Source organism: Paenibacillus sp. JNUCC 35, from assembly GCF_058269095.1.
Genome location: NZ_CM177771.1, coordinates 1,212,444 through 1,229,622 on the forward strand (window position 1 = coordinate 1,212,444; position 17,179 = coordinate 1,229,622).

At 58.8% G+C, this 17,179-nt stretch carries 13 protein-coding genes; 8 read left to right on the forward strand and 5 right to left on the reverse strand.

Annotated elements, in window-relative coordinates:
- Window positions 1-102 precede the first annotated feature (102 nt).
- A complete protein-coding gene (gene deoD / locus AC2TF6_RS05340; RefSeq protein WP_491310228.1) occupies window positions 103-813 on the forward strand; it encodes a purine-nucleoside phosphorylase in 711 nt (236 codons plus the stop codon).
- 220 nt (window positions 814-1,033) lie between these two features.
- Here deoD and AC2TF6_RS05345 read toward each other — a convergent pair whose 3' ends face one another.
- Complete coding sequence (locus tag AC2TF6_RS05345) at window positions 1,034-1,294, reverse strand: hypothetical protein (RefSeq protein WP_491310229.1); 261 nt, start codon at window positions 1,292-1,294, stop codon at window positions 1,034-1,036.
- A gap of 134 nt (window positions 1,295-1,428) precedes the next feature.
- Between AC2TF6_RS05345 and AC2TF6_RS05350 the strand changes: the two genes are divergently transcribed.
- On the forward strand, window positions 1,429-2,397 hold the full coding sequence (locus AC2TF6_RS05350; protein ID WP_491310230.1) for a TRM11 family SAM-dependent methyltransferase: 969 nt from the start codon (window positions 1,429-1,431) through the stop codon (window positions 2,395-2,397).
- Window positions 2,398-2,476: 79 nt separating this feature from the next.
- Here the strand turns inward: AC2TF6_RS05350 and nfsA are convergent, their stop codons facing one another.
- Window positions 2,477-3,211 carry an oxygen-insensitive NADPH nitroreductase gene (nfsA, locus tag AC2TF6_RS05355; RefSeq protein WP_491310231.1) on the reverse strand — a complete coding sequence of 245 codons (735 nt, stop codon included), beginning with the start codon at window positions 3,209-3,211 and terminating at the stop codon, window positions 2,477-2,479.
- 214 nt (window positions 3,212-3,425) lie between these two features.
- Here nfsA and AC2TF6_RS05360 point away from each other — a divergent pair, with 214 nt between their 5' ends.
- From AC2TF6_RS05360 to AC2TF6_RS05370, 3 genes are all read left to right on the forward strand, one after another.
- Complete coding sequence (locus tag AC2TF6_RS05360) at window positions 3,426-3,980, forward strand: hypothetical protein (protein ID WP_491310232.1); 555 nt, start codon at window positions 3,426-3,428, stop codon at window positions 3,978-3,980.
- A gap of 261 nt (window positions 3,981-4,241) precedes the next feature.
- Window positions 4,242-4,727: an RNA polymerase sigma factor gene (locus AC2TF6_RS05365; RefSeq protein WP_491311596.1), complete on the forward strand. Its 486-nt coding sequence runs from the start codon at window positions 4,242-4,244 to the stop codon at window positions 4,725-4,727.
- A complete protein-coding gene (locus AC2TF6_RS05370) occupies window positions 4,714-6,126 on the forward strand; it encodes an SH3 domain-containing protein (protein WP_491310233.1) in 1,413 nt (470 codons plus the stop codon). Before AC2TF6_RS05365 ends, AC2TF6_RS05370 begins: the two co-directional genes overlap by 14 nt.
- A gap of 104 nt (window positions 6,127-6,230) precedes the next feature.
- On the opposite strand, the gene AC2TF6_RS05375 is transcribed toward AC2TF6_RS05370, so the two are convergent.
- Window positions 6,231-6,872 (reverse strand): cell wall hydrolase, encoded by a 642-nt coding sequence (locus tag AC2TF6_RS05375; protein WP_491310234.1) that lies wholly within the window; start codon window positions 6,870-6,872, stop codon window positions 6,231-6,233.
- Between the two features lie 471 nt (window positions 6,873-7,343).
- Between AC2TF6_RS05375 and AC2TF6_RS05380 the strand changes: the two genes are divergently transcribed.
- Window positions 7,344-9,680 (forward strand): ATP-dependent helicase, encoded by a 2,337-nt coding sequence (locus AC2TF6_RS05380; RefSeq protein ID WP_491310235.1) that lies wholly within the window; start codon window positions 7,344-7,346, stop codon window positions 9,678-9,680.
- A 281-nt stretch (window positions 9,681-9,961) separates the two neighbouring features.
- On the opposite strand, the gene AC2TF6_RS05385 is transcribed toward AC2TF6_RS05380, so the two are convergent.
- Both AC2TF6_RS05385 and AC2TF6_RS05390 read right to left on the reverse strand, forming a co-directional pair.
- Window positions 9,962-10,468, reverse strand: coding sequence for a cupin domain-containing protein (locus tag AC2TF6_RS05385; protein ID WP_491310236.1), 507 nt, complete (start codon window positions 10,466-10,468; stop codon window positions 9,962-9,964).
- A 217-nt stretch (window positions 10,469-10,685) separates the two neighbouring features.
- Window positions 10,686-11,405, reverse strand: coding sequence for a 3-ketoacyl-ACP reductase (locus AC2TF6_RS05390; RefSeq protein ID WP_491310237.1), 720 nt, complete (start codon window positions 11,403-11,405; stop codon window positions 10,686-10,688).
- Between the two features lie 216 nt (window positions 11,406-11,621).
- On the opposite strand from AC2TF6_RS05390, the gene AC2TF6_RS05395 reads away from it, so the two are divergent.
- Together AC2TF6_RS05395 and AC2TF6_RS05400 are read left to right on the forward strand one after the other, a co-directional pair.
- On the forward strand, window positions 11,622-12,467 hold the full coding sequence (locus tag AC2TF6_RS05395) for a glycosyltransferase family 2 protein (RefSeq protein ID WP_491310238.1): 846 nt from the start codon (window positions 11,622-11,624) through the stop codon (window positions 12,465-12,467).
- A gap of 78 nt (window positions 12,468-12,545) precedes the next feature.
- On the forward strand, window positions 12,546-17,057 hold the full coding sequence (locus AC2TF6_RS05400; protein ID WP_491310239.1) for a beta strand repeat-containing protein: 4,512 nt from the start codon (window positions 12,546-12,548) through the stop codon (window positions 17,055-17,057).
- The last annotated feature ends 122 nt before the right edge of the window (window positions 17,058-17,179 follow it).

A 17,179-nucleotide genomic window follows, 5' to 3' on the forward strand; every position in this document is an offset into this window, starting at 1 on the left:
ATCGGCGGCATGCCGTGAAAACGAGGCCGGAAGCCGGCGGACATGCCCGGTTCCGGCCGGATAATAAACAAATGCGGAAATTTTGAGAGGAGCTTATTAATCATGAGTGTACATATCGGAGCGAAGGAAAACGAAATCGCGGAACGTATTTTGCTGCCGGGAGATCCGCTGCGGGCGAAGTTTATCGCCGAGAATTTCCTGGAAGATGCCGTCTGCTATAACGAAGTGCGCGGGATGTACGGATTTACCGGAACCTATAAAGGCGAGCGCGTCTCGGTTCAAGGGACGGGCATGGGCGTGCCGACCATTTCGATCTACGTGCACGAGCTGCTGGAAAGCTACGGCGTGAAGACGCTGGTGCGCGTCGGTACGTGCGGAGCCTTCCATGAAGACGTGAAGGTGCGCGATCTTGTGCTCGCGATGACTTCCCACACGGACTCCGCGGTTAACCGCATCCGCTTCAACGGGCTGGATTTCGCCCCGGCCGCCGATTTCGGGCTGCTGAAGAGCGCTTACGAAGCCGCCGAATCCGCAGGAATGCCCGTACACGTGGGCAGCGTCTTCACAAGCGACACGTTCTACCGCGACGACGAGGGGGCGACAGCGGCCCTGTTGACGAAGTACGGCACTTTGGCGGTAGAAATGGAGACCGCCGCGCTGTATACGCTGGCCGCCAAGCGCAAAGCCCGCGCCCTGTCCATTCTGACCGTCAGCGATCACCTCGTGACCGGTGAGGAAACGACGGCGGAAGAGCGCCAGACGACGTTCCGCCAAATGATCGAGGTCGCGCTCGATACGGTGATCCAGTATTAAGGTTATGAGCGGGGGCCGGGTACAAAAGGACCTGCCTCATTCGATGCTTGTGCGCAAAGTCTTTGTGAAAGCTAAGATCCCTGACCTAAGATGGTCAGGGATCTTTTTCTCGAGGCAAGAGCAGGAAAGCAGCCTGTATGCTGCCGCATGTCTGAGCAAGGCATGTCTTCTAGATAGGAGCACTTGTGCTTAAAGATGCTTAACGAGATAGAAATATCTTTTATAAAGGCTTCTCGTTCAACCGAGTAAGATCGTCCAGAAACCTTACGATGACGGAAAGCTCTTCACCCGAATAAGTGCTGTACAGCTTGAAATGCTTCTCTTCCAGCAGTCCGTGAAGTTTATCGTGCACACGTGCGATTTGGGTAACGTTCGCGTTCTCCCCGCTTGCTATCTCGTGGGGCATGTGCATCTGCGTCAAGGTGAGCTGACTAAGATCCGCATTCCGCCCCGCCCCGTCTTTTTGCAGGCCTCCGATCATGTCATACGCTTTCTGTTTTTTAAGTTCCGCCGCTTTGTCTCTGGAATGCAGGTATTGGCCGCTTGTAGACGCAGACCCGGGTATCCGCTAGAATACGGGGATACGAGTCAAACCGCAGCAAGGAAGGGATTTCGATGAATTCATCCGCAAACGGCCGTCCTGTGCCGTCTTATGTATACAGTTTTGCCTGCCACGAGGACGAAAAGGAGCTCTGCATGCTGGAGCTGCGCACCCTGCTGGGCGTCCGGCCGCAGGACGGCTGGGCCGAGAGCCCGCTGGAGCTGGACCCGAGCCGGAGCCCGTTTATCCGGCACCGGCTGGAGGTTCGGCTCCAGGCAGCCAGCTTGGACGAGCTGGCCGAAAGGGCCGAAACGCTCGATTTGAACGGGGACACGTTCAAGCTGCTCTACGTGGAGGCCGAAGGGAAGGCCTCCTACGACGAGCGGCGCGCCATCGAGCGCCGGATCGGCCAACATGTCCGGGGCAAAGCGGACATGAAGCAGCCCCGGCACTTGCTCGGAGCGGCTTACGCCGGCGGCCGCTGGGTGCTGGGCCCGTGCCGCCGGAGCGAAGCCGTCTGGCTGGCGCACAACAGCAAGCCGCGGCAGTACTCCACGGCGCTGAGCACGCGCGTGGCCCGCGCCGCGGTCAACATCGCGGTGCCGGACCCGGCCGGCATCCGCGCGGTCGACCCGTGCTGCGGCATCGGCACGGTGCTGGTGGAGGCCTTGTCGATGGGCATCGACATCGTCGGCCGCGACCTCAACCCGCTTGCCGTTCGCGGCGCGCGGGAAAATCTCGCCCACTTCGGGTATCCCGATGTGGTGAAGATCAGCGACATCCGTGATCTGGATGGCGCTTATGATGCGCTGCTTCTCGACATGCCGTACAATCTGTGCTCGGTCATCAGCACAGAGGAGCAGCTCGAGATGCTGCGCAGCGCCCGCAGGCTGTCTCCGCGGGCGGTCGTCATCTCGGCGGAGCCGGTCGACGCCGCTCTGGAGCGGGCGGGCTTCGCCGTGAAGGACCGCTGCGTCGTCCGCAAAGGGAGCTTCGAGCGGCAGATTATCGTGTGCGAGCGGCGGGAGGATGGGGCGGAATAGGACGGTCTGGTTCGTACGAATTTCAACCTAAACAAAAGACCCCAAAAGAAGGGGTCTTTTAGTATCCAGGAGCACGGAACTACTCCAGCTTAAACCCCTGTTTCTCCAGAAACGGCTTCAAATGAGCGCGTACCGGCTGGCGGTACTTGTCCGCCATACTCCGGGACCAGGTGATGCTCTGCTTGCCTCCGGTCCGTTCCTCGTAATATTTCCGCGTCGTCTCATCGTACTGGCGGACGCCTTCGTCCGAGCGTTCGCTCTGATAGCCGTTCTCGTGCAGAACGGCCGTTTGGGGGAGCCGGGGACGGAGGGAAGGCTCCTGGTCCGGCACGCCTACGCACATTCCGAACACCGGGTAGACGAGCTCCGGAAGCTTCAGCGCTTCGGCGACGCCGTCCGGGTTGTTGCGGATGCCTCCGATGTAGCAGATGCCCAGGCCGAGGGATTCGGCCGCAATTGCGGCATTCTGCGCGGCCAGCGCTGCGTCCATCGAGGCGACGAGGAAGCTTTCGGTGTTCTGGTGGAACACTTCGCCGGACTGCTCGGTTGCTTTGCGGAGCCGGTTCAGGTCGGCGCAGAACACGAGAAAGAGTCCGCACTGCTCGACGTAGGCTTGATTGCCGGCGAGCCGGGCCAGTTCTTTTTTCAGCGCGGGATCGGTGGCGGCAATGATGGTGTAGGCCTGTACGCTGCTTGAAGTCGAGGCCATTTGTGCGGAAGCGATAATCGCTTGAAGCTGGTCGCCGGGAATCGGGTCGGGTTTGAACTTGCGGATAGAGCGGTGCCGGGTCAGCAGATCGATAACGGAATTCATGGGCGCAATCTCCTTTTTTTTCAGAGCATAAGATAAATGTTGATCGGGTTGTTACAGTTAGTTCTATTATAGGCGAAAACTTGGTAAGATCGTACTTATAGCAGGAAATATAAGGAATCTTCAAGAACCGGGAAGGACGGGCCGCAAAGCAGCGGTGAGTGCCGGAGCGCCAAGTGTGGCGGAACCTTAAGTTAAAAGACGCAGGAGGCCGAATATGGACGAACGGATAGAACGGACCGAACGGGATGTTGTCCCGCCGATTCCCGGGAAAAATTCGCTGAAAAAGCGGGCTTTTATAAAACGGAGCGTTTTTGTGCTGCCGCTTGTCGCGGCGCTGTCCGCATGCAGTGTGACCCACAGCGTGGAAACGGATACCATCCGGGCTGCCGCCAAGTCCATGAAGAAGAACCTGAAAGGGTATAAAGGGCTCTACTGTACGTTTACCCGGCCTGATGTAACCTGCAGAGTGGACTGGAAAGGGGAGCCGGACCCGGAAACGCATGCTGCCGTGATGGCCGCCGTGAAGGCGTTCGTCACGCCCGGGCATATGCGGGAAATTGCCCGCAGTGTGAACTGGAAACTGGAAATTTCCACATTCCATTTACTTCTCAATACGGATGACAATAAGGCGGACGCGGAGCATGCCTATTCAGCCCGTTATTACAAAACGTCGGATGCGAGCGACGATTCCGAAGCCAACATAGACGCTTACAGAACCTGGACGGAAGACGGAACGCAGGCCGTTCCTCTTGAAAACGGATCTGACTGAAAGGGGTGCCTTCCGGCGGCTTTTTTTGCGGTTCGGCGGATAGGGACGGTCAAGCTGTATAGGGGTGACCATCGTTACGCAACGTCACACCGGGCACTATAAAGCTGCGCGGGTCCGAACGATCAGGTCTTTTTCAAAAAAACTTTCCGGAGCGGGAACGGTTCCGCCGTTTCTGTTGTCTAATGGGTGGGGGTGAAGGCGTTGGGGGCTCAGCAGGGAAATGAAGAGGGAAAACCGGCAAAAGAACACTTTCGAACGTTGATGCTGGATTACGGACAGGACGTGTGGAACTACGCCTTCTTTCTGACCGGACGCAGGGAAATGGCGGATGATATTTCGCAGGATGTTTTTTTGAGTGTCTTCCGCCACCTGAATACGTTCGAAGGGAAAGCTTCCGTCAAAACGTGGTTGTTCGCGATAACCCGGAATACGGCGCGCAATCATATGCGGACGGCTTTCATGCGCAGGGTGATTCTGGTCGGCCGCGCGCGGCCCGGGAGCAGCCATCCATCGGCGGAGAGCGAAGTGATGGAGGCGGCTTTCACGGACGAGATCTGGGAAATAGTGATGAAGCTTCCCGCCAAATTCAGGGAAGTGCTCGTGCTGGATGCCAAATACGAGATGACGATGGGGGAAATCGCCCTGGTGCTTGGCGTGTCGGAGGGAACCGTGAAATCACGGCTGTCGCGGGCCCGCAAAAAAATGTCGGAAGCATGGAAGGAGGAGTCTGCTTATGAACGGGCCTAAGCCGGAATGGTACGACAAGCTGAAATCGGGACCTTTTACAAGAAAAACCTTCACAATGGACGATATCTACAGCATCGAGCAAAAGACGGCGGAATCCGCACCGGGCGGCCGTGTGAGGAAGCTGGCTATCCGCAAAAGAAGGAGAACGCTGCCCGTACTGGCGGCTGTGCTCTTGTGCCTGGCGGCAGCCGCGTTCCTGTTCCGCGGAGAGTTGGTCCCCGCCGTAACCAAGGCATGGCCCGGAATCGTGAAGCCGACGGAGCCGCCGCAGGCGACAATTCCTCCTTTGCAGCAGGAAACGGGGCCGTTCTATCTCAAAGGAGACGCGACAGCCGTGTCCGAGCCGGAGGCTTTCGGCGATGAGGAAACGGATACGACGGTAAATTCCGAGAACCCCATTACGGTTCTGGAGAAGCGGAACGGGTTCGTAAAAATCGGCGAGAAGCGCTGGATTCCGGAATGGTATTTGAACAAAGACGCGGACAAGCGGCTTAAGGAAGTGCGGCTGAGCCAATTTTTGAGGGAAAGGCCCGTCGTGACGATGACGGCGCCCTATTACGGCGTTATTGTGCAGGGTGTCAACTTTTCGCTGTATCCCGGAGAACCGAAGCCTTCCGGTGGCGTTTTGAAGTACGGCAGAGTGGTTCAAGTCATAAGAGACTACAGGGATTGGGTTTGCGTAAATGTGTTCTCCTATGACGGGCGCAAATATGCGGGGGATAAGTGGGTGCCCAAAGAGAACGTGGGAGTCTATGATTCTTCCGTTGCACAAGAAGGATTACTCAAAAAAAGGGTTGAGGTTTTGTCCCCCTCCGGTACGCCGGCCTACCTGCACCCGGGCGCAAGAATTGTGATCGAAGAGGAAGCGGACGGACTTTACATGATCCGTTCTCAAAGCACTTATACGGCAAAAATCAATAAATCGGATTTTCTCCCGAATCCGTTCCTGGGGCTGGACCGCAAGGAAGACACAGACCCTCAGTGGTACTTCACCCAGGAAGAAATGGTGGACCGCTACGGAAACTTCACCAAAACCCGAACCGACGACCAGCTCAAAGGTCTGGAGCCGATTGATATTTTCCGCTATTACGTGATGGCTTCGGAAAAAGGGGATTGGGAAACGGTCTATGCCCTTCTGATAAAGGGCAGCGATTATGCGACGCCGAGCCGGGAAGAATACATGACCGATATCGGTAGGCAACCGGATGCGGATAAACAGGCGAAACAGAAATGGGACGCCTTGCGGAAGGACTATACGCTGTACCAGGAAATCAGCGGAGATTCTGCCAATATTGTCATGACGAAGCGGGGCTCCGGTTCACCGGAGGACAAACAAGCGTTCAGCTTGACCCGCAACAAAGCAGGCATTTGGAAAGTGAGCTGGCTGCCCATGCAGTAAAGCCGGATATAAAGGAAAGAGCCAACTTTGCGTGGTCGGGGCAAAGTTGGCTTTTTAGCGTGCGGGGACCTGTGTAGGTGATGCCCTGTATGATGAAAGCTCGATCAGTTCGTGAAGACGTGGTTCCCGATCACGGCCGTTTTCGGACGCGACTTGCTCCAGGACGAAGTGGCGACGTCCGGATTGTAGTAAAACAGCGCGCCTCCGGTCGGATCGGAGCCGTTCAGGGCGGCGCGTGCCGCTTTGTAAGCCGTTTCGTTAGGCTTCAGCCCGTACTGGCCGTCCCGGACGGCGGAAAACTGTCCCGGCTGGTGAATGACGCCCGGAATGGAATCCGGGAACTGGTTGGACTGCACGCGGTTGATGACGACGGCGCCGATCGCAACCTGTCCCTGGTAGGACTCGCCGCGGGCCTCGGAATAAATGATGCGCGCCATCTGCTCCAGAGCGTTCTGCTTAGGCACGGCCGCTTTTTCCAGCTTGCCGAGGGTCTTCGAGTCGGCTTCGCCGTCGACTGGAAGGCCGTAAGCGCGCTGGAATTTTTTCACGGACTCCGCGGTTTTCATTCCGTAGTAGCCGGTGACGCCCGCGTCAAAGTAACCGAGCGCGTCAAGCCGCTCTTGCAGGTCCAGAACGTGCTCGCTCTGGGTTCCCTTGCTCAGGGACATGGCCGAGGCCGAAGGGGCCGCGCTGACAAGGCCGATGGCGCATGCGGCGGCAGATAATAATATAGGCATTTTTTTCATGGTTGAAGGAATACCTCCTCTTGTTTTTATGACCACGTTTTGTGTACGTGCGATAGGGACTTAAGGGCCTACGATGGTCATCAAAAGCTTCCGCCCACGCTTATCGGCGGCTGCAGGGGAGTGACAGGGGCCGGCTCGATTCCGGCTTGTCCTTTATACTGTTCGGGGAGTATGACCGAATTGTTTCCGTAGGAACGAAAAAAATGGATAGGCGATCCAGTTTTAAAAAGAAAGAGACCCACAGCAACGGGCTGCGGGTCTTAAGATTTATTTATTAAAAGGGGGTCGAGTTTTAGTATAGGGCTTTTATATTAAAGGAAGATGAAAACTGGATTGCAGTTCTGTTACAAATTGTTATCGGAGTGTATTCTCATCGCCCGCGGAATGGTATAGTTCTAGAAGAGCTTTACAACAACGCTTGCACAGAGCAGCTTAGAGGACAAAAAAGACAGAATTTGAAGGTGAACGGTTTTGAGTCAGGCCCCTTTTTACACCGTGCCTCCGGGTACGAGTCACACGAACATTCCGCAAGCCGTCATGGCTTCCGCACATACAAGCAGGGAACTGGTCCCCGACGGAGACCGGGACGCTTTTTACTTCCGCCGCCTGGAGGCGCAGGGCATAGCCCTGAACGAGCCGCAGATCCGGGCGGTGAGACATTTCGAAGGACCGCTTCTGACGCTGGCGGGCGCCGGCTCGGGTAAAACGTCCGTGCTCGTCTGCCGGACGGGGTATTTGCTCGCGGTGCGCCAAATCCGGGCGGCGAGCATTCTACTGGTCACCTTTTCCAGCAAAGCCGCCGCCGAAATGAGAGAACGCATCGCCGCACTGCCAGGAATAACGTCCCATGAAGCTTCACGGCTTCAAGCCCGGACGTTTCACTCTTTTTTTCTGCGGGTCATAAGGAGCCAGGGCGTCCAAGAAGAGATTTTTAACGAAACGCGCAGACAGCACATCTTGCTCAAGCAGATTATGCGGGAGCTGGGCATCCCCGATACGTATCAGCCCGAAACGCTTCTGACGCTGCTTTCCTCCTATAAAATGAACCGGACGGAGCTTCAGGATCTGCCGCAGCAAACGAAGGAAGAAAAAGAAATCCGGAGCATTCTGATCCGCTATGAAGAGTGGAAGCGGGCCAACGCCAAAATCGACTTCGACGACGTGCTTCTCCGGGCGTACCGGATGCTGAAGGAGAACGAGAGCCTGCTGCGCTCGCTGCAAAATCGTTTCCAGTACGTCATGGTGGACGAGTTTCAGGACACGAACGGCATCCAGTACGAGCTTATCCGCATGATTGCGTCGCCGCAGAATCATTTGATGGTGGTGGGGGATGACGATCAGACGATTTATTCGTTTAACGGGGCGCGGAGCGAATTTATTCTTCATTTTGAAAAAGAGTTCCCGTCCGCCAAGGTGATCACGCTCGCGATTAATTACCGCTCGGGGGCATCCATCGTCGGGCTCGGGAACGAAATCATCCGGCACAACAAGATGCGGCGGGTGAAGACGCTGAAAGCCGCGAACGCAGGCAGTGCCCGGCCCCAGTACATCCGCCCGCTGACGACCGACGAGGAGGCGGAAATCGTCCTCTCCCGTATCCGGCAGGATGTGGAGCAGGGAAGACGGAGTTACGGGGATTTCGCCGTGCTCTACCGCTCCGCAAGCAACAACCGCGCTCTGCTGGAGCAGCTCGTTCTGCGGGAAATCCCCTATATCGATTACGGGGACGGGCAGCTGCTGTACGAGCATTGGCTGATCAAGCCCGTCCTGGATCATATGCGCCTGTCTCTGAACCGCCGCGACTTCGAGGCGATGGAGGGGGTACTGCCATCCCTGTACATCAACCGCGAGCACGGGATGGCGTATATCCGCCGGCAGGAGGCCCGGCAGCCGAAGAAAGGGCCGCTGGTCCATTTGCTGTCGATGCCGGACAAAAAGGACTTCCAAATAGAGAAGATCCAGACAAGGCTGGAACTGATCCGGGAGCTGAAAAAGCTGAAGCCTTTGGATGCGATCCGCAAAATGCGCGTGCATTTCTACGACGCTTACGTCGAGACGGACGGGCGGAAGCAGCCGACCCAGCACAAGGAGATGCTCAAAGAGATGCTGGACGAGCTGGAAACGTCGGCGGAACGGTTCCGCACCACGGCCGAGTTCGTCCTGTTCGTGGACGATGTGCTGTCCCGGAGCAGGCAGAGCGGCCGCCATCTCTCCGAGGAGCAGGGCAACCGGGTTGCGTTGATGACCATTCACCGTTCCAAAGGATTGGAGTTTCCGGTGGTCGTCCTGATCGGAGCGTGCGAGGGCAGTCTGCCTCACAGCTCCGTACTGGACCCGAAAGCGGCGGACAGCACCGCCGATCTCGAAGAGGAACGGCGCCTCGCCTACGTGGCCGTGACCCGGGCCCGCGAGGAGCTCATCGTAAGCTCGCCTTCCCTGTACAGGGGAAGAAAGGCGGGCGTCTCGCGGTTCGTCGTGTCCGCTTTTACGGGGCGGAGCGGCGATTCGCCGGCTTCCGGCCGCCGCGCGCTGCCGTCCTCCGGCAAGCGGACGGTGACGGCGGTGAGCCGCACCGCACCGGCGTCCGGCAGGGCACCGGAGCGAAGCGCACCGGCCGGGCCGGTGCGCACGGAGACGGTGCCCGCGTGGCTCTGCACCGGGCCCGGCTGCAACGCCTGGGTACGGATCGCCGCCGGCGAACCCGCCGCGGGCAAGGCATCCGGTGCGCCGGCCAAGGCCTGCCCGCTGTGCGGGGCGCCGATGACGGCGGGCCGCCGGGAAGCGGCCGTGCGCACGGCCGGCCGTTGAGGGCGCTGGCGCGTGGCCCGCTGCCTGGCCGAGCGGTCGGCGAAGGCTTGCCCGCTGACTGGCGGGGCCGCCGGTGGGCTGGCCCCGATGCGCGTGCCGAGCCTACCCGCTCTGCGGTCACCGTCCAGGCCGCTCGTGCTCCGGCGTGAATAGCTGCCGGAGTACCGTCGGCGCGTCGCTAACGGCGTCTGCGACACTCCCGCAATCCAGCCGGAACCGCACATGCGCATACAGCCCCAAAAAAGAACGGACCGGGCATCTCCATGCCCGGTCCGTTCTTTTTATGTCCACAAGCGGAGGAGCGGCCCCTCCTCACCGAAAACCGGATCGGTGTTCGGCACGGGAACGCTGCCGATCTTTTCCCGGATGGCGGCGGTTACGCTCTCGCTCTCTTTGTGAAGGTCGGGCTCCATGCCGCCCGGATAAGCCCCTACGATCTTGAAGTCGGGGCTGCCGGACAGTTTTTTGTGCCCGGTGCCGGCAGGCAGCACGACCACATCGCCGGTCCTCAGCTCTACCAGCTCTCCATGCTCGCCGCCGAGCCGGACTACCGCGCTTCCGCTAATGACGCCGAGCACCTCGTGCGCGTTGCTGTGGTAATGATGGTAATCGAACACGCCGTTGGTCCAGCTGTTCAGCCAGTCATGCCGGTTAAACAGCCTCTCCGTCTGCTCCGCATTTTCCGAGAAAACCCCACTGTACAGAAGCACGGGCAACCGGGGATGGTTCGGAATCGCGCCGTCTTCTTTGAAAAAGAATGTTTTCACGTCTACGTCCGCTGCACTCATTTAAAGCTCCCTCCCTAAATCGACCGTCAAAATAAACTCTTGAAATTTTTTGGGCTAAATTGTTGACCCTATATATAGTTAACCTTCCCGCTATTTTTTTAATACGAGAAAATAAACCAAAAAACCTCCTCCGTTTTGGAACGGAAGAGGTTTTGTTACGGATTCCGCTTTTGGGGACTGCCCGGTCGAACTTCCGGAAAAGCCTTAAAACCGGCCGTTACTGAGGATTGGTTGTCCAGATTCCGGCAGTCTTGATGAATACGCGCGGAGGAAGCTTAAGCGTGGCGATAATCAGCTCCGCTACGTCTTCCGGCTGCATCATCCGGTCTTCGTCGCCGATTTTAAGGCCTGCATTGCTCGCCAAATCGGTATTGACGGTACTTGGCGTAAGCGCCGTTACGCGGATGTTGGATTTGCGGACTTCCTGCATAAGCGCCTCGGTCAGACCGAGAACCCCGAATTTGGAGGCACAGTAAGCCGATCCGGTTGCAAAACCGCGTTCTCCGGCCGTAGAGGCCACATTAATGATCGTTCCGCTGTTTTGCTGGATCATGCCCGGCAGGACGGCACGCGTCACATAGTAGGTTCCCATGAGGTTGACCTGGATAATGCGCTCCCACTGCTCGGGGTCCATATCTGCCACCGTGCCGAATTGGGCGATTCCCGCATTGTTGATCAAAATATCGACATGACCGAGCTCTCCGGCTAGAGAGGAGATAGCCTGCTGCACTTCGGACGGTTTCGAAATATCGGCGGAAGCATAGAAAACGTTGACTCCGTAAGTACCGGAAAGCTCTTTCTGAAGGGCTGCCAGGTCCGCTGTGCTTCTGGCCAGAAGACCGAGGTTAACGCCTTCTTTGGCAAGCGCGGCCGCGGCCGCTTTGCCGATTCCTTTGCCGGCCCCGGTAATGATGGCCGTTTTGTTCTTAAGCTCCATGAGTGTCTCTCCTTTATTCCCTTGAGGGATCTTTGGTCTCTTAGCTAAGTTACCATAGTAGTTACAGTTTATCAAAACCGGACGAAACTATTTTCGGGTTAAAAGAGGGCTTCTTTTCGGAAGCTTTTTTTGTACGGATGTTTGTTTTTTTCAAGACCCAAACTGTCTCTTATCCACGCACATATTCTAGCAGGAATCCGAAAAAGGAGTGAGAGAATGGGAGCTTTAACTTCGATTATTATATTGACCCGGAACGGGCTGAAGCATACCCGGGCTTGTGTGGAAAGCGTGCAAAAGTACACGTCTTTGCCGTACGAATTTATTTTTGTGGACAACGGATCGACCGACGGGACTTTGGCTTATTTATCAACGGTCCGGAATGCTACCGTGCTTGCCAACTCTGTGAATAAAGGCTTTGCCGGGGGCTGCAACCAGGGAATCCGGGCGGCCAAGGGAGACTACCTGCTGCTCCTGAACAACGACGTCGTCGTTACGGAAAATTGGCTGAAAGGGCTGCGTGGCTGGCTCGATTGGGACCGGACCATCGGCATCGTCGGACCTGTTTCCTGCAATGTGGCGCCGATTCAGCGGATTCAGCCGGACCCTTATCAGACCATGGACGAGATGCAGCAGTTTGCGCGCAAGTGGAGAGAGCAAAACATAGGCATGGGATTTTATCCTCACCGGCTGATCGGTTTTTGCATGCTTTTTCATAAAAAACTGATTGAAACCATTGGAGGATTCGATGAGCGATTTTACCCCGGCGGTTATGAAGATGACGATTTTTGCCTTCGTGCCCGGCTTAGCGGAAAAATTTTGTGGGCTGCCTGCGACGTTTACGTGCATCATCACGGTCACGCGACTTTTACGGCTAACGGAATCGCCTGGAACGAACAAGGCCTCTACAATGCGGAAATATTCAGGAATAAATGGAATTTGGAAGTTTCTGCGATCAAACTGGAAAAAACGGGCTACAATCCGAGCCTCATCGTCGAGAAGGTTAAAACCTTTTGTCCCGAAAAGCATTTCGTGCCGTTAGGTGAAGAAGACGGCTTGGCGTGAGCCCGAATTTTTTTACACAGGATAACTCTACAAACCAACTACGTTCGCAGTTCATAGATTAATAGAGGAGGTGAGGTTATGACCGTTTTATTTAACAATTTGATTCAAAACGGCGGCTTCGAGCTGGGAAACATGGATGCCTGGGGAGTCTATAATGCCGTTGCGGTGAGTACAAATCCCAAGGTCGGCGCAAATGCTTGCCTATTGACCGGTGGAAATGTCGGAGCAGGGATCGTTCAGGCGGTCTTTGCTTTGCCGGGAGAAAGCTATGCGGTGTCCGCTTCTTTTGCCAAAACCGGCACCGGTACGAGTCCGCAAGTTAACGTAACGCTGGCTTACTACGATTCCTCGTATTTGTTCATTTCGAACGGAGTAGCCGCCACGATCCAGCAGGGAACCCTTCCCGATGTGGCAACCGGATCCTGGAAAATGCTATATGAGGTAACCGGTGCGGTGCCTGCGAATGCGGCCTATGCCTCTTTTTTGGCGACTCTTTCGCCTTTGCAAAATTCATCGAACGTGCTGCTGGACGAAGTGGTTGTCATGAATGCAAGCGCATTGGGCGTCACGGGTGCGACAGGGGCAACAGGCCCCGCAGGTCCGACCGGCCCGATTGGCCCGGCTGGAAGTACGGGCGCCACGGGAGCTGTAGGGGCGACAGGAGCAACCGGAGCTGATGGAGCCACGGGTGCTACCGGAGTTGATGGAGCCACGGGTGCAACCGGAGCTGATGGAGCCACGGGTGCTACCGGAGCTGATGGAGTGACAGGTGCTACCGGAGCTGATGGAGCGACTGGTGTTACAGGAGCTGATGGAGCGACAGGTGCGACGGGTGCTGATGGAGTGACAGGTGCAACCGGAGCTGATGGAGCGACTGGTGCGACCGGAGCCGATGGAGCAACAGGTGCCACGGGGGCCGATGGAGCCACGGGTGCGACGGGAGCTGATGGAGCGACAGGTGCGACCGGAGCTGATGGAGCGACAGGTGCCACGGGAGCTGATGGAGCCACAGGTGCGACCGGAGCTGATGGAGCGACAGGTGCCACGGGTGCTGATGGAGCGACAGGTGCTACGGGGGCAGATGGAGCAATAGGAGCAACGGGGGCTGATGGAGCAACCGGAGCTGATGGAGCGACAGGTGCGACAGGAGCAGACGGAGTGACAGGTGCGACCGGAGCAGGCGGAGTGACAGGTGCGACCGGAGCTGATGGAGCGACAGGTGCTACGGGGGCAGATGGAGCCACGGGTGCGACCGGAGCTGATGGAACGACAGGAGCAACGGGAGCTGATGGAGCAACAGGAGCCACGGGGGCTGATGGAGCCACAGGAGCAACCGGGGCTGACGGAGCAACAGGTGCAACCGGAGCTGATGGAGTGACAGGAGTAACGGGGGCGGATGGAGCGACTGGTGCCACGGGGGCCGACGGAGCAACCGGAGCAACGGGAGCTGATGGAGCTACAGGTGCAACCGGAGCTGATGGAGTGACAGGTGCGACCGGAGCTGATGGAGCGACAGGTGCCACGGGGGCCGACGGAGCGACAGGTGCGACGGGAGCTGATGGAGCAACAGGTGCTACCGGAGCCGATGGAGCGACAGGTGCCACGGGAGCTGATGGAGCGACTGGTGCGACCGGAGCCGATGGAGCAACAGGTGCAACGGGGGACGATGGAGCCACAGGAGCAACCGGAGCTGATGGAGCGACAGGGGCAACCGGAGCTGACGGAGCGACAGGTGCCACGGGGGTCGATGGAGCGACAGGCGCGACCGGAGCTGATGGAGCGACTGGTGCGACTGGAGCTGATGGAGCAACCGGAGCTGATGGAGCCACAGGTGCGACCGGAGCTGATGGGGCGATAGGAGCAACGGGAGCTGATGGGGCGACGGGTGCGACCGGAGCCGACGGAGCGACAGGTGCCACAGGAGCCGATGGAGCAACAGGTGCCACGGGAGCTGATGGAGCCACAGGAGCAACTGGGGCTGACGGAGCAATAGGAGCAACGGGGGCCGATGGAGTCACAGGTGCGACCGGGACGGATGGAGCGACGGGTGCCACAGGAGCCGATGGAGTCACGGGTGCAACTGGGGCTGATGGAGCCATAGGTGCGATCGGGCCGACTGGAGCTACAGGTGCAACCGGAGCCGACGGAGCGACAGGTGCGACCGGGGCCGATGGAGCTACAGGTGCGACCGGAGCTGATGGGGCGACAGGCGCGACGGGATCCGACGGAGCTACAGGTGCAACGGGAGCCGATGGAGCGACAGGAGCAACGGGAGCCGATGGAGTGACAGGTGCCACCGGAGCTGATGGAGCCACGGGTGCAACCGGAGCTGATGGGGCGATAGGAGCAACGGGAGCTGATGGGGCGACGGGTGCGACCGGAGCTGATGGAGCGACTGGTGCTACTGGAGCTGATGGAGCGACTGGTGCCACGGGAGCCGACGGAGCCACGGGTGCAACCGGAGCTGATGGAGCCACAGGAGCAACGGGAGCTGACGGAGCGGTAGGTGCGACGGGAGCTGATGGAGCCACAGGTGCGACCGGCGCTGACGGAGTGACAGGTGCGACCGGAGCTGATGGAGCGACAGGTGCAACGGGGGCTGATGGAGCGACAGGCGCGACCGGAGCCGACGGAGCGACAGGTACGACGGGTGCTGATGGAGCCACAGGTGCCACAGGAGCCGACGGAGTGACAGGTGCAACGGGAGCCGATGGAGCGACAGGTGCAACCGGAGCTGATGGAGCGACAGGTGCAACCGGAGCTGATGGAGCGACAGGTGCTACCGGGGCAGATGGAGCCACGGGTGCGACCGGAGCTGATGGAGCGACTGGTGCAACGGGAGCCGATGGAGTGACAGGAGCAACCGGAGCCGATGGAGTGACAGGTGCAACGGGAGCTGATGGAGCTACTGGTGCGATCGGAGCCGATGGAGCAACAGGAGCCACGGGAGCTGACGGAGTGACAGGTGCGACCGGGCTGACTGGAACGACAGGTGCAACCGGAGCTGATGGAGTCACAGGAGCAACCGGGGCTGACGGAGCTACAGGAGCGACGGGGGTCGATGGAGCGACAGGTGCCACAGGAGCCGATGGAGCGACGGGTGCCACAGGAGCTGATGGAGCAACAGGTGCGACCGGAGCCGATGGGGCGACAGGTGCAACCGGGGCGGATGGAGCTACAGGAGCAACAGGCGCGACCGGAGCTGACGGAGCGACTGGTGCGACCGGAGCCGACGGAGCTACAGGAGCGACGGGGGTCGATGGAGCGACAGGTGCCACAGGAGCTGATGGAACAACAGGTGCGACAGGAGCCGATGGAGTCACCGGAGCAACCGGAGCTGATGGAGCAACCGGAGCTGATGGAGCGACAGGAGCAACGGGAGCCGATGGAGCGACAGGAGCAACAGGTGCGACCGGGCCGACTGGAGCTACTGGTGCTACCGGAACAGACGGAGCGGCAGGAGCAACGGGAGCCGATGGAGCAACAGGTGCCACGGGAGCTGATGGAGCGACAGGTGCAACGGGGGCTGATGGAGCGACAGGCGCGACTGGAGCCGACGGAGCGACAGGTACGACGGGTGCTGATGGAGCCACAGGTGCCACAGGAGCCGACGGAGTGACAGGTGCAACGGGAGCCGATGGAGCGACAGGTGCAACCGGAGCTGATGGAGCGACAGGTGCTACGGGGGCAGATGGAGCCACGGGTGCGATCGGAGCTGATGGAGCGACTGGTGCAACGGGAGCCGACGGAGCCACAGGCGCAACCGGGGCGGATGGAGCGACGGGTGCCACAGGAGCTGATGGAGCAACAGGTGCAACCGGGGCCGATGGGGCGACAGGTGCAACCGGAGCCGATGGAGCGACAGGTGCGACCGGAGCCGATGGAGCAACAGGAGCCACGGGAGCTGACGGAGCGACAGGTGCGACGGGAACTGATGGAGCAACCGGAGCTGATGGAGCGACAGGAGCAACGGGAGCTGATGGAGCAACAGGTGCCACCGGAGCTGATGGAGCGACAGGAGCAACCGGGGCTGACGGAGCGACAGGCGCCACGGGAGCTGACGGAGCGACAGGCGCCACGGGAGCTGACGGAGTGACAGGAGCAACCGGAGCCGACGGAGCAACGGGAGCTACCGGACCGACTGGAGCCACAGGCGCCGACGGCGCAGCGGGAACCGGCCTCACCTCGTTTGCCAGCCGGAGTAATACGGGAGGGACATCGGTCACCGCAGGGGGACTGGTTCCGTTCAACACGGCCGGCGTCCAATACGGCACGGCTATTACGTTCAGTCCGGCTGCCCCGACGACGACTTTTCTGATCAACGAACCGGGCTATTACCGGGTAAGTTTGCTCATCTATACGGGAACGCTCAGCCTGTTGTCTTCGGTGGCTGCAAGTTTCAGCGGGACGGCAGTGCCGCAGCCGAGTGACTCGGTATTTTCACTGGCATTGGCGGGAGGCGTATTGACAGGCGATCTGCTCTTCCAGGCGGAAACGACGGGAAGCCTTACGGTTTCCGTGTCCGGTTTGACGTTAACGCTCAGCGGTACGGGAACGAACGCCCAGATCACGGTAGAAAAACTGGATTAACCCGCGTTCGTGATTTTTTCCGGGCTCTCTGTCTTGCGGCAGAGAGTTTTTTTCGCACAAAAAACCCTCAGGAGGAGAATTGGCTCGCCGCCTTTTCTCTTTCTGAGGGTTCTGTTTTCACA